Source organism: Novosphingobium sp. APW14 (genome assembly GCF_032337075.1).
Classification (GTDB): domain Bacteria; phylum Pseudomonadota; class Alphaproteobacteria; order Sphingomonadales; family Sphingomonadaceae; genus Novosphingobium.
Map to the genome: position 1 here is coordinate 38440 of NZ_JAVYAB010000008.1, position 13965 is coordinate 52404.

Below are 13965 nucleotides of genomic sequence, written 5' to 3' on the forward strand. Positions count from 1 at the left end.
AGGAGCCGCATATATTCGGCCCAATTCCGCATGGGGCATTGCGCCGAGGGATTGGACCTGTCGGCGCGGTTTAGGGAGAGTACATCGTGGCACTTCGCACCCGTTTTGCCGGTGGCCTTGGGGTTTCGGCCATCGCACTTGCAATTTCCGCTGTGGTTATGCCCAGCACCGCCTTCGCGCAGGATCAGGCTGCCGGAGACGCTAACGCCGACGACGCGATTGTCGTCACCGGCTTCCGCGCATCGATCGATTCATCGGCGGCGCAGAAGAAGTCGAACAGCTCGATCGTTGAAGTTGTTTCGTCCGAAGATCTGGGCAAGCTGCCCGACCTGTCGATCGCTGAATCGCTGTCGCGCCTGCCGGGCCTGGCCACCCAGCGCCTTGATGGCCGCGCCAACGTCGTTTCGATCCGCGGCCTTGCGCCGGACTTCACCACCACGCTGCTGAACGGCCGCGAGCAGGTCAGCGCCGGCAACAACCGCGGCGTTGAACTGGACCAGTACCCGACCGAACTGCTGAACGGCGCCGTGGTCTACAAGACCCCCGATGCCAAGCTGATCGGCCAGGCCCTGGGTGGCACGATCGACATGAAGACGATCCGTCCGATCGCCTATGGCAAGCAGCAGATCGTGGTTGGCGCCCGCGCCGAACTGAACGACCTGGGCAAGCTGAACCCGGACATCTCGAACAAGGGCTATCGCGCCAACATCTTCTACGTCGATCAGAATGCCGATGGCACGATCGGCTGGGCCTTCGGCTATGCCCGCATGCAGTCGCCGACCCAGGAAGAGCGCTGGAACGCCTGGGGCTATCCGGACCTCAATTCGACCACCAAGGTGATCGGCGGCGCCAAGCCTTACGTGAAGTCGAACGAACTGAAGCGTGATGGCTTGATGGGCGTGCTGGAATTCCAGCCGAACGATCGCGTCCACACCACCTTCGATGGCTACTGGTCGAAGTTCAACGACGAACAGCGCCTGCGCGGCATCGAACTGCCGCTGCAGTGGTCGGCTGCCTCGCTCCAGTCGGGCTACACCACTTCGGGTGGTCTGGTCACCTCGGGCCGCTTCAACGGCGTCGAGGCGGTGATGCGCAACGACATCGTCAACCGCAATGCCGAGATCTGGGCGGTTGGCAACAACACCTCGTTCAAGGCCAACGACACGCTGACCCTTGAGCTGGACCTCAGCTATTCGCGTCTGAAGAAGACCGAAGAGAACCTTGAAATCTACCTCGGCACCGGCCGTGGCGGCGGCGTCGGCGCAACCGACAGCCTGGGCTTCACCATGCCGGCCGAAGGCGGCGTGATCAGCTTCAAGCCGACCATCAACTATGCCGACCCGACCCTGTTCACGATCACCGACCCGCAGGGCTGGAACAGCTGCGGTGGCACCGTGCCGAACTGCCAGGACGGCTTCGTTAACCGTCCGACGGTCAAGGATCGCCTGCAGTCGATCCGTCTCCAGGCTATCCAGGCGCTGGACGGCTTCGTTGAAAACATCACTGTCGGCGCGAACTATTCGGATCGCCGCAAGCAGCTGATCGACGAAGGCTATGTGCTGACCAACAAGTCGTACCCGGCCAGCCCCGCCGTTCCGGCCAGCTACCTGTACCAGCCGGTCAGCCTTGGCTTCATCGGCATCCCGGGCATGGTCTCGTTCGATGCCTGGCGCTACTACAACGAAGGCAACTACAAGCTGACCAGCGAAGCGCTGTGGACGCCGAGCCGCCTGACCAACAGCTTCACCGTGCGTGAAAAGGTCCTGACCGGTTACGTCCAGGCCAACTTCAACGACGGCGCGCTGCGCGGTAACGCGGGTGTCCAGGTGGTTCACACCAACCAGCAGGCTGATGGCTTCGCCGCTTCGAACCCGGGTTCGGGTACGATCTCGAAGGCGATCACCGATGGCACGAAGTACACCGACTTCCTGCCGAGCCTGAACGTCTCGTACGAAGTCGCTCCGCAGACCCTGCTGCGCTTTGGCGCGGCCCGCATGCTGGCTCGCGCCCGCATGGATCAGCTGAACCCGGGCGTTGGCTACGGCTTCAACGCTGCCAACAATGTCGCCGGTGCTAGCATCACCCGTTCGCCCTGGTCGGGTAGCGTTGGCAATGCCAAGCTGCGCCCGCTGATGGCCGATACGCTGGATCTGGCGGTTGAAAAGTACTTCGGCCGCGGCGCCTATGTCTCGGTCGGTGGCTTCTACAAGCACCTCGAAAACTGGATCTATCGCCAGGATTCGACCTTCGACTTCACCGGCACCCCGACCCCGGGCAACGTCACCCCGACGTTCAACCAGGGCATCGTTTCGCAGTGGCAGAACGGTAAGTCGGGCAAGGTCTATGGCTTCGAAGGTTCGCTCTCGCTGCCGTTCAGCACCTTCTCGTCGACGCTCGACGGCTTTGGCTTCCTCGCCAGCGCCTCGTACACCGATAGCCGCGTGACCGAAGGTGGCGCCGCGCCGATCAACATGCCGGGCCTGTCGAAGTGGGTGGTGAACAGCACTGCTTACTACGAAAAGAACGGCTTCCAGGTGCGCGCTTCGGCCCGCTACCGGTCGGACTTCCTGGCCGAGGTCTCGGGCCTCAGCCTGGTGCGTGACAAGGTGATGGCGGCTTCGGAAGTCGTGTTCGATGCCCAGATCGGCTATACCTTCAAGGAAGGCATGCTGAAGGGCCTGGGGGTCCTGCTGCAGGGCAGCAACCTCACCAACGAACCGTTCATGACCTACTACAACAACGACAAGCGCCAGGTTCGCGATTACCAGAACTATGGCCGCAACGTCATGCTCGGCATTACCTACAAGTACTGATGCTGATCGGTGGGCCCGGCCGGTGGTCGGGCCCACCATTCCCTTCTTGGGGAAACCGTACCAGAATAGTCTAATCGTCCCTGAATGGGTGGGAGCTGGATTGTGAACGATAGTCGCATCCGCGACGTCGTCATCGTGGGCGGCGGAACGGCAGGCTGGATGGCAGCGGGCGCGCTTTCGGCGACGATGGGCGAACAACTTCGAATCCGCCTGATCGAGAGCGACGAGATCGGCATCGTCGGCGTCGGCGAGGCCACCATTCCCGCGATCCGCTTGTTCAACGGCCTAGTCCGGATCGATGAGGACGAATTCATCCGCGCCACCCAGGGCAGCTTCAAGCTGGGGATCGAATTTCTCAACTGGGGCCGCATTGGCGAAAGCTACATGCACGTCTTTGGCCAGATCGGCCAAAGCCTCGACCTGATCGAGTTCTGGCAATACTGGCTGCGCGGCCGCAAGGAAGGGCTGGCTGGCCCGCTTGGCGAATATTCGCTGAACGAGGTCGCCGCGCGCGCCGGCAAGTTCGGTCGGCTGCCGCCGCATCCGGGCGGGCAGATCGATGGCATTTCCTATGCCTTCCACTTTGATGCCGCGCTCTATGCCCGGTTTTTGCGCGGCCATTCCGAGCGCAACGGCGTGGTGCGAACCGAAGGCAAGATCACCGGCATCAACCGCAACGCACAGAACGGTTTCATCCGCTCCGTCACCCTGGAAACGGGCGAAGAGATCGCGGGTGAGCTATTTATCGATTGCTCGGGCTTCCGCGGCCTGCTGATCGAGCAGGAGCTGGAAACCGGCTATGTCGACTGGAGCCATTGGCTGCCCAGCGACAGGGCGATTGCGGTGCCGACCGCCAATGTCGGCCCGATCCGCCCCTATACCCAGTCAATCGCCCATCCGGCCGGCTGGCAGTGGCGCATCCCGCTGCAACACCGCACGGGCAACGGCCACGTCTTTTCCAGCAAGTTCATGAGCGAGGACGAGGCGACCCAGATCCTGCTGGATACGGTAGAGGGCGAAACCCTGGCCGATCCGCGCACGATCCAGTTCAAGACCGGCATGCGTAAGCTGGCGTGGAACCGCAACGTGATCGCCCTGGGGCTTGCCTCAGGATTTATTGAGCCACTGGAATCAACCTCGATCCACCTGGTGCAGAATGGCATCGCCCGGCTCATTTCGCACTTCCCCGACCGGCATTTCGCGCAGTCGAACATCGATACCTATAACCGCCGGATCGCCTATGATTATGAGCGGATCCGCGATTTCATCATCCTGCACTACACCGCCAACCAGCGCGACGAGCCGTTCTGGCGCCATGTGCGCGAAATGGAATTGCCGCAAAGTCTGCGCGATAAGATCGAGCTGTTCAAGGCGACCGGGCGGATCTTCCGCGAACAGGAAGAACTGTTTGCCGAAGTGGGTTGGTTCCAGGTCCTGATCGGGCAGAACATCCTGCCGGAAACCTATCATCCGCTGGCCGATGCGCTGACCCGCGATGAACTGGCCGGGTTCCTGAATGACCTGAAGACGATCCTGGCAGCGCCGGTGCCGCGGCTGCCAAGCCATGCCGAATTCATTGCGCAAACCTGCGCTGCCGAGCCGGCCCATGCCGGCTAACCTGTTCCTTCAAGCCAGAGGCATTGCCCGATGATCCGTTCGCTGCTCACCGCTGCCAGCCTGCTGGCCATGGCCCCTGCCGCGCTGGCGCAGGCGGCCCCCCCGGTGGCCGCGCAATCGGTGGCCGCGCAATCGCTGGCCGAGGTGCGCGCCCGCACGCCCAACCAGGAGGTGGTTTACTTCGTCCTGCCGGACCGGTTCGAAAACGGCGATCCGAAGAACGATACCGGCGGTCTGAAGGGTGATCGGCTGAAGACCGGTTATGATCCGACGAGCAAGGGCTTCTTCCACGGCGGGGACCTGAAAGGTCTGACCAGCCGGCTCGATTACATCCAGGGAATGGGCGCGACGGCGATCTGGTTTGCGCCGATTTTCAAGAACAAGGTTGTTCAGGGCCCCAAGGGTGATGAGAGTGCCGGTTACCACGGGTACTGGGTAACCGATTTCACCCAGGTTGATCCGCACTTTGGCACCAACGCCGATTTCAAGGCCTTTGTCGATGCCGCCCACGCGCGCGGCATGAAGGTCTACATGGACATTCTGGTCAATCACACGGCGGACGTGATCCAGTATCGCGATCCGGGTGACTATGCCTATCGCAGCAAGGCGGATTATCCCTATTCGCGCCGCGGCGGGCCGGGCGGGGCGCCGATCAATCCCGGCTTCAACGGGGACAATGATCCGCGGCCGGAAAACTGGGCGAAGCTGACCGACCCGAGCTGGGCCTACACGCCCTACGTTCCCAAGGAAGAGGCCTCGGTCAAGGTTCCTGCCTGGCTGAACGATCCGATCTATTACCACAACCGGGGCAATTCGAACTGGGTGGGCGAAGGCGCGGTCTATGGCGATTTCGTAGGCCTCGACGATGTGGCGACCGAGCATCCGCGGGTCGTGGCCGGGATGATCGAGATCTACGCCAGCTGGATCGAGCGCTTCGGCATTGACGGGTTCCGGATCGACACCGCCAAGCACGTCAATCCCGAATTCTGGCAAGCTTTCGTCCCGGCGATCCTGCAGGTTGCCAAGAACAAGGGTATTCCGAACTTCCACATCTTTGGCGAAATTGCGACGCAGGATATCGATCCGGCGCTGCTCGCGCGCTGGACCCGCGTTGCCGGGTTACCATCAAACCTCGACATGGCCTTTGCCAGCGCGGTGGTGCAAGCCAGCTCGGGCAAGATCGGCACCAATGTGCTGGCCCGCCTGTTCGAGGATGACGCGCTCTATGAAGGTGGCGAGAAGGCGGCGCTTAACCTGCCGACCTTCCTGGGCAATCATGATTTCGGCCGCTTTTCGATGTTCGTGAAGCAGTTCAACCCGGGCATCAGCCACGATGAACTGCTGGCCAGAGTGATGCTGGGCAATGCCATGCTGCTGACCCTGCGCGGGGTGCCGGTGGTCTATTATGGCGATGAGCAGGGCTTCATCTCGGATGGCAATGATCAGCTGGCGCGTGAGAACATGTTCCCATCAAAGGTTGCGGTCTATAACGACAACGACCTGATCGGGACCGAGGCGACCACCGCCCAATCCAATTTCGATCGCAATCATCCGCTTTACCGCCAGATCGCCACGCTGGCCGAAGTTCGCAAGGCGACCCCAGCGCTCTATGCCGGTTCGACGATTGGCCGCGCCTTCATCGATAAGCCCGGCCTGTTCGCCGTGTCGCGGATCGACCCGCAGACCGGGCAAGAAGTCGTGCTGGCATTCAATACGTCGAACCAGCCGATCACCCAGCGTGTTGCGATTGAGCCGCGCAGTTTGACTTTCAAGCCGCTTGCCGGTCAGTGCGCACGCAGCGCCGACGCACCCGGCAGCCTGACCATTACCCTGCCGCCGCTCGGCTATGCCGTTTGCGCCGCGCAGGAAACCAGCGTGAGTAATCGATGAACCGCCTGACCCGAATTGAAGCGTCTGGCCAGGACCAGGTCGGGAGCGAATGGTGGCGCGGCGCGGCGATCTACCAGATCTATCCGCGCAGCTTCCGCGATTCCAACGGGGATGGGATTGGTGACCTGCCCGGGATCACCGAGCGGCTGGACTATGTGGCCAAGCTGGGTGTCGATGCGATCTGGATTTCGCCGTTCTTCACCTCGCCGATGGCTGACTTTGGCTATGACGTTGCCGATTACTGCGGCGTCGATCCGATCTTCGGCACCCTGGCCGATTTCGATGCGTTGGTTGCCCGCGCGCATGAACTGGGCATCCGGGTGACGATTGACCAGGTCTATTCGCACACGTCAGACCAGCACGCCTGGTTCGTGGAGAGCCGCGCCAGCCGGGATAGCGCCAAGGCTGACTGGTATGTCTGGGCCGATGCCAAGCCGGATGGTTCGCCGCCGACCAACTGGCAGTCGGTGTTTGGCGGCCCGGCCTGGACCTGGGATGCGCGGCGCTGCCAGTATTACCTGCACAATTTCCTTTCCAGCCAGCCGCAGCTCAACTGCCACAACCCGGCCGTGCAAGAGGCGCTGCTGGGCGTGGCGCAGTTCTGGCTTGATCGCGGGGTCGATGGCTTCCGGATCGACGCGCTGAACTTCGCAATGCACGATCCGCTGCTGCGCGATAATCCGCCGGCCGAATCCGATGGCAAGCCGCGCACCCGCCCGTTCGATTTCCAGCAGCAGCTGTTCAACCAGTCGCACGCTGACATCCCCCGCTTCATCGAGCGGATCCGCGGCCTGACCGATAGCTACGACGGTATCTTCACCGTTGCCGAAGTGGGCGGCAAGGATGCCGAGCGCGAGATGAAGCTGTTCACCAGCGGCGAGGCCCGCCTCAACAGCGCTTACGGCTTCGATTTCCTTTACGCCCAGCAACTGACCCCCGCCGTGGTGGCGCAGGCGTTGGGCCAGTGGCCCGATGCGCCGGACATCGGCTGGCCGAGCTGGGCATTTGAGAACCACGATGCCCCGCGCGCCCTGTCGCGCTGGTGCGCACCGGATCAGCGCGATGCCTTTGCCCGGCTGAAAGTGGCCCTGCTGGCTTCGCTGCGCGGCAATATCATCGTCTATCAGGGCGAGGAACTGGGCCTGACCCAGGTCGACATCCCGTTCGAGCAACTGCAGGACCCTGAGGCGATCGCCAACTGGCCGCTGACGCTGGCCCGCGACGGCGCGCGGACCCCGCTGCCGTGGCAGGCGCAAAGCGAGCAGGGTGGCTTCACCGCCAGCGCCGCGCCGTGGCTGCCGCTGGGCGAAGAGAATATGGCCAAGGCGGTTGACCGGCAGGAGAGTGATCCGGCCTCGCTGCTGAACCTTACCCGTACCCTGCTGGCGCTGCGGCACCAGACCCCGGCGCTGCGCAACGGCACCTGCGAAGTGGTACTGGCCGACGAAGCGCGGCTGGTGCTGCGTCGTAAGTCGGCCGGGCAGGTTGTGGTTGCGATTTTCAATCTTTCATCAGCCGATGCGGCCTGGCCCGAAGACCAAGGAACCAGCGGCGAGGTGATTTTTGCGGCCAACGGGGCAGAACCCGGCCGCTTGCCGGCCTTTGGTACCGTGCTTATCCGGGAGAGCAATTGACATGAAGCCAATCCGTTTTGCGCTTGGCCTTGGCCTGGCGTTGGCAGCTGCTCCGGCGCTGGCTCAGCAGGCGCCCGTTACGGCCAGCTCACCCGATGGCGCGGTCAGCGTGGCGGTGACGATCGATGGCGATGGCCGCGCAGCCTATGCCGTAACCCGCAAGGGCAAGCAGATCATCGCACCATCGCGCCTTGGCTTCCTGTTTACCGATGAGGCAAAGATCGATCGCCGCCTGACGATCACCGGCCAGGAAGTGCGGGACTTTGACGAGACCTGGACCCAGCCGTGGGGCGAGTGGGCGAATATCCGCAACCGTTACCGCGAGTTCAAGGTCCACCTGAAGGAAACGACGGCCTTGGCGCGGGTCTTTACCGTTACCTTCCGGCTTTATGAAGACGGGGTCGGGTTCCGCTATGAGTTTCCGCAGCAGCCCAACATGGCGAAGACCAACATCGCCGACGAGCTGACTGAGTTCGCCTTCGCCCAGGATGGCACAGCCTGGTGGAAGCCTGCCTTCCTGTGGAACCGCGAGGAATACCTTTACAACAAGACCCCGCTTTCGGCGGTCAGCACGGCCGATACTCCGGTCACGATCAAGCTGGCTGACGGCACCCATGTGGCGCTGCATGAAGCGGCGCTGGTCGACTATTCAGGCATGGCGGTAACCCGCACCGAAGGCACCACGCTGCGCGCCAACCTGACGCCCGGCGCGGGCGAGGCCAAGGTTCGCAAGACGGGGGGCTGGAGTACGCCCTGGCGCACGCTGATTATCGCCGATGATGCACCCGGCATCTATCACAGCCACCTGATGTTGAACCTGAATGAACCCAACAAGCTGGGCGACATGAGCTGGTTCAAGCCTGGCAAGTTTGCCGGGGTCTGGTGGAACATGATCAAGGGCGAATGGTCCTGGGCGCGCGGGCCGAAGCACGGCGCGACCAATGCCAACGTCAAGAAGTACATCGATTTCGCCGCTGCCAACGGCGTGCCGGACGTGCTGGTCGAAGGCTGGAACGTAGGCTGGGACGGTGATTGGTTCGGCAATGGCTGGGACATGGACTTTGCCAAGCCGACCGAAGACTTCGACGTGAAGGCGTTGGCAGCCTATGCTAGGAAAAAGGGCGTTCGCCTGATCGGCCACCACGAAACCGGCGGTGCCGCGACACACTATGACAACCAGCTCGACAAGGCGTTCAAGTTCGCCGCCGACAATGGCTACATGGTGGTCAAGACCGGCTATGTCACCGACGCCGGCCAGATCGAACGGGTTGATGCCGATGGCAGGAAATACCGCGAATGGCATCAGGGCCAGTGGATGACCAACCACTTCGTCCGCGTGGCCGAGGCGGCAGCCAAGTACAAGATCGCCTTTGACAGCCACGAGCCGGTCAAGGGCACGGGCCTGCAGCGGACCTATCCCAACTGGGTGGCGCGCGAGGGCATGCGCGGGATGGAATACAACGCCTGGCTGGGTGGCAAGAACCCGCCGGAGCATGAAGCAAACCTGGTCTTCACCCGGATGCTCGAAGGGCCGATGGACTTCACCCCGGGCGTGCTGAGCCTGAAGGGTGCGGAGAACAGCGACCTGCTTTCGACCGTGGCCAAGCAGCTGGCGCTTTACGTGGTGATCTATTCACCGGTGCAGATGCTGGCCGATACGCCGGAGAACTACGCCAAGTTCCCGAAGGAGATGAAGTTCATCCGCGACGTTCCGACCGACTGGCAGGAAACCCGCGTCCTCAATGGCGAGATTGGTGACTATGTCACGATCGCCCGCAAGGAGCGCGGCGGCGAAGGTTGGTATGTCGGCGCGGTGGGGGATGAGAATGCCCACACCGTGTCCTTCAAGCTGGACTTCCTGACCGCGGGCAAGCGCTACAAGGCGGAAATCTATCGCGATGGCGATGATGCGGATTACCGCACCGACAAGCGCCATTCGATCGCAATTGAAAGCAAGGTGCTGACCAGTGCCGACAGCCTGACCCTGCGGATCGCTCCGGGCGGTGGCTTTGCAATTCGGCTGGTACCGGCCAAGTGAGGGCGCTGGGCGGCCTGCTGGCGCTGATCGGCGCTTTGCTGGCCGCCCCGGTGCTTGCCCGCGAGCAGACCGGGCGGTTCCTTGAATACGAACACGTCGCCGCCGCCGGCCTGCCCGAGCAGCGGCTGACGATCTGGTTGCCGCCGGGCTATGATCGCGGCAAACGGCGCTATCCCGTGCTCTATATGCACGACGGGCATAACCTGTTCGATCCGGCCAAGAGCAACTTCAACAAGGTCTGGGCCGCCGACCAGGCGATGTTGGCGGCGATGAAGCGCGGCAAGGTTGCGCCGCACATTATCGTGGGCGTGTGGGCGCCGGGCCGGGACCGCTATCGTCAGTACCTGCCGCAATCGCTCTATCAGGCTTCAACCGGTACCCCGCGCGCGGCGATGGACGCGATGACGGGCGGGCCAGTGCTGAGCGAGGCCTATCTCGATTGGCTGGCCGGTCCGCTCAAGCAATGGGTCGACGCCAGGTTTCGTACCCGTCCGGGCCGCGATGATACGGCGATCATGGGTTCAAGCATGGGCGGGCTGATGAGCTGCTATGCCTTTCTGGAACGGGCTGAGACCTATGGCCGGGCGGGCTGCATTTCGTCGCACTGGCCGGCAGCTGATCCGGCGAAAGTTGGTTCGGCAAATCCGGAACTGATCGCGCTTTGGGATGGCTGGTTCGCAGCGCGGCTGGGCCAGGCCAATGGCCGCCGGGTGTGGATGGACCACGGCACGGCCACACTCGATGCCTTCTATGCGCCTTACCAGCAGGCGATCGACGCGCGCATGGCCGCGAGCGGCTGGCAGCGCGGACGCGATTGGGAAAGCAAGGTTTACAATGGCGCCGAGCACGAGGAAAACGCCTGGGCACGCCGCCTGTCCGAAGTGTTCGGCTGGCTGCTGCGCAAGTAGCCCGATCAAGTAGGGCGGGGCAGGGCGGTCGTCGCCTTCATCCGCTCCATCGAAAAGCTGGAACTGACATCGGCCAGGTCGGGGATCGCGGCGATCAGCTTGCGATAGATCCGATCATAATGGGCGATATCGCGCACCACCAGCTTGAGCAGGTAATCGACATCGCCGGCCATGCGGTGGCATTCGACGATCTCGTCGATCGCGGCCACCCCGCGCGAAAAGGCTTCCAGCCACGCCGGGTCATGGCGGTTGGTGCGGATCGAAACGAAGACCGTGGTGGCAAGGCCGAGCTTTGCCGGATCGACCAGCGCCACCCGGCGGGCAATGATCCCGCTATCCTCCAGCCGCTTGATCCGCCGCCAACAGGCGTTGCTGGACAGGCCGACCCGGTCCCCCACGTCCTGGACCGCCAGCGAGGCATCACTTTGCAAGACCGCCAGGATCGCCCAATCAATCGAATCCAATTGCGATGAATTGTCATTCATTGGGATAAAATTGCATAAATTTGGCAATTAGTCCATAAAAACGGTGAAGATTTTGCATCATTTTCGGCATATTCTTGCAGCAGAAACCGGGAGAGCATGCCATGTCCCTCAAGACCCTCTTCACCGAGCACCCTGCCAGTGTTGATGAAACCTATGGCGAACATCTGGTCATGGCGACCGGCTTTGGCGCGCGGATGATCCTGGGCGGCTTCGCCTGTTTGCTTCACGGGATCTTTCCGTTCCTGTTCGTGAAGACCGGCAGCGCGCAGATCAGCACCCTGCACGAACGCATGGTCACGAACCGCCGCACCAAGCAGCTGCCGGCAATCCTCGATTTCGTGATCTGAACAAAAAACCGGCCCGGCGCTGGGCCGGACCGGTTTTGTGTTTCAGCCTTGCGGCGTGGGTCTAGTCGCCCAGCGCCTTATCCTCGTGCGCCCGCTTGATCACGTAATGGCGGATCGCTTCGGCCTGCTGCGGCGTCAGCTCGTTCTTCCAGCTGACCATGCCGTTGGCGGAGAGCGCGCCGCCGATCACGATATCGTTCCACATCTTCGCGTCTCCGAGCGATCCTGCGCGGCGCAGGTCGCGGGTCAGCGAGGTGCCGATTGCCGCATCGCCGTGGCAGACGGCACAGAACTGGCCGAATTGCTTCTGACCTTCAGCCAGTTGAGCCGGAGTGCCGGTCAAGGCCGGAGGATCGAGCGGCGGCGGAGCGGCCGAATCCATATCGGGCAGCTTCGCCTTGCCGCCCAGCTTGAAGACCAGCAGCCGCGACTGGTTGCGGATCGGACCATTGGGTTCAGACAGGTAGCCCGCGGTAATCGGCCAGGCGCCGCCCCATCCGGCCAGGACCGCAACATACTGCTCGCCCTTCACCCGGAAGGTTGAAGCCGGCGCGACAATCCCGGTCTGCGCGTTGAAGCTCCACAGCTTCTTGCCATTGGCAGGATCAAAGGCGTTGAATTCGCCAGCCATGTTGCCCTGAAACAGCAGGTCGCCTGCGGTCGAGAGCAGGCCGCCGTTCCAGGCACCAGGATACTTGATCGTCCAGCGCGCCTTCTGCGCGACCGGATCCCAGGCCACCAGTTCACCCGTGGTGACCGCCTTGGCCCCGGCCCGGACCGCCTTGTCCGCCGGCAGCATACCCGAGGCCAGGTCCAGACCGACATTGAAGCCCTGCTTGTTGGCCTTCCAGTTCGGGTTGTGAATGAAGGCGAACGAGTTGTTTATCGCGGGAATATAGACCAGCCCGGTTTTGGGGTTGAAGGCCATCGGGTGCCAATTGTGTGCGCCGATCGGACCCGGCGTGCCAAGCCACAGCTTGCCGGTGCGGTAATAGCGCGAATCCGGATTTTCGATCGGCCGGCCGCTCTTCATATCGAAACCGGTCGCCCAGTTGACGGGCACATAGTTCTTCGCGCTGATCAGCTTGCCGGTTTCCCGGTCAAGCACGAAGAAGAAGCCGTTCTTGGGCGCTTGCATCAGCACCTTGCGCTTGGCTCCGTCAATTTTCAGGTCGGCCAGCATGATGTGCTGGGTGGCGGTATAGTCCCAGGTCTCGCCCGGGGTGGTCTGGAAGTGCCAGACATACTCACCCGTTTTAGGCCGCAGCGCGACAATCGAGGAGAGATAGAGGTTATCGCCTTCGCCAGCCGAACGGTAGAACTGGTTCCAGGGGCTGCCATTGCCCACCCCGACATAGAGCAGATCGAGCTCTGGGTCATAGGCCATGGCATCCCACATGGTGCCGCCGCCGCCCTGCTTCCACCATTCGCCCTTCCAGGTGGCTTCGGCTTTCTTGAGATGCTCTTCCTTGTTCTTACCGGGCGCATCGGGCACCGAGTAGAACCGCCACAATTCCTTGCCGGTATCGGCATCATAGGCGGTCAGGAAGCCGCGCACACCCATTTCCGCGCCGCCGTTACCAATCAGGACCATGCCATTGATCACGCGCGGGGCGCCGGTGATCGTATAGGGCTTGGACTGATCAAGCGTAACCACGCTCCACACTTCCTTGCCGGTCTTGCGATCCAGCGCCACCAGTCGCCCGTCGAGCGTGCCCATGAACAGCTTGTCGCCCCAGGCGCCAAAGCCGCGGTTCACCACATCGCAACAAGCGGCAACGCCCCGCTCACCCGGGACCTTGGGATCGTATTCCCATTCAAGCTTGCCGGTTACTGCATCATAGGCCTTGGCCTTGGACCAGGCCGTCGTGATGTAGATCTTGCCATCAATGGCCAGGGGCGTGGCTTCTTGTCCGCGCGCGGTATCAAGATCGGCGAACCAGGCCAGCCCCAGGTCCTTGATGGTAGTCTGGTTGATCTGATCGAGCGGCGAATGGCGCTGTTCGTCATAGGTACGGCCATAAGACAGCCATTCATCCGGATTGGCGGCGATGATCCGCTCCGCATTGACCGCGCCAGGCATTTCCGAACTGGGCTGCTGCTTGCATGCTGCCAACGGCAGCGCCAGTGCCAGCAGCGCCACTTTCAGGCGCATTCCATCAATCAAGCGGGCCATCCCATCCCTCCAATTCTGTACGCCCGGTGAATCCGGGTCGCTCCCTTGGCGGCAATT

The 13965-nt window shown here is 62.4% G+C and carries 9 protein-coding genes; 7 read left to right on the plus strand and 2 right to left on the minus strand.

The window, feature by feature from the left end; all coding sequences use genetic code 11:
• Positions 1–86: 86 nt before the first annotated feature.
• The 6 genes from RQP55_RS10690 (at position 87) to RQP55_RS10715 (ending at position 10900) form a co-directional block, all read left to right on the plus strand.
• Entirely contained in the window at positions 87–2813 is a 2727-nt protein-coding gene (locus tag RQP55_RS10690; RefSeq protein WP_315610185.1) for a TonB-dependent receptor, read from the plus strand.
• A 102-nt stretch (positions 2814–2915) separates the two neighbouring features.
• On the plus strand, positions 2916–4430 hold the full coding sequence (locus RQP55_RS10695) for a tryptophan halogenase family protein (RefSeq protein ID WP_315610186.1): 1515 nt from the start codon (positions 2916–2918) through the stop codon (positions 4428–4430).
• Between the two features lie 30 nt (positions 4431–4460).
• Complete coding sequence (locus tag RQP55_RS10700) at positions 4461–6320, plus strand: alpha-amylase family glycosyl hydrolase (RefSeq protein ID WP_315610187.1); 1860 nt, start codon at positions 4461–4463, stop codon at positions 6318–6320.
• Entirely contained in the window at positions 6317–7954 is a 1638-nt protein-coding gene (locus tag RQP55_RS10705; RefSeq protein WP_315610188.1) for an alpha-amylase family glycosyl hydrolase, read from the plus strand. Before RQP55_RS10700 ends, RQP55_RS10705 begins: the two co-directional genes overlap by 4 nt.
• Before the next feature lies 1 nt (position 7955).
• Entirely contained in the window at positions 7956–9992 is a 2037-nt protein-coding gene (locus RQP55_RS10710) for a glycoside hydrolase family 97 protein (RefSeq protein WP_315610189.1), read from the plus strand.
• Positions 9989–10900, plus strand: a complete 912-nt coding sequence (locus RQP55_RS10715) for an alpha/beta hydrolase (RefSeq protein ID WP_315610190.1) — start codon at positions 9989–9991, stop codon at positions 10898–10900. The genes RQP55_RS10710 and RQP55_RS10715 overlap by 4 nt, the downstream gene beginning before the upstream one ends.
• A gap of 5 nt (positions 10901–10905) precedes the next feature.
• Here the strand turns inward: RQP55_RS10715 and RQP55_RS10720 are convergent, their stop codons facing one another.
• Complete coding sequence (locus RQP55_RS10720) at positions 10906–11385, minus strand: Lrp/AsnC family transcriptional regulator (RefSeq protein ID WP_315610191.1); 480 nt, start codon at positions 11383–11385, stop codon at positions 10906–10908.
• 101 nt (positions 11386–11486) lie between these two features.
• Between RQP55_RS10720 and RQP55_RS10725 the strand changes: the two genes are divergently transcribed.
• Positions 11487–11732, plus strand: coding sequence for a DUF6356 family protein (locus RQP55_RS10725; RefSeq protein ID WP_315610192.1), 246 nt, complete (start codon positions 11487–11489; stop codon positions 11730–11732).
• 61 nt (positions 11733–11793) lie between these two features.
• Here the strand turns inward: RQP55_RS10725 and RQP55_RS10730 are convergent, their stop codons facing one another.
• Complete coding sequence (locus RQP55_RS10730; RefSeq protein ID WP_315610193.1) at positions 11794–13908, minus strand: PQQ-dependent dehydrogenase, methanol/ethanol family; 2115 nt, start codon at positions 13906–13908, stop codon at positions 11794–11796.
• Between the last annotated feature and the right edge of the window lie 57 nt (positions 13909–13965).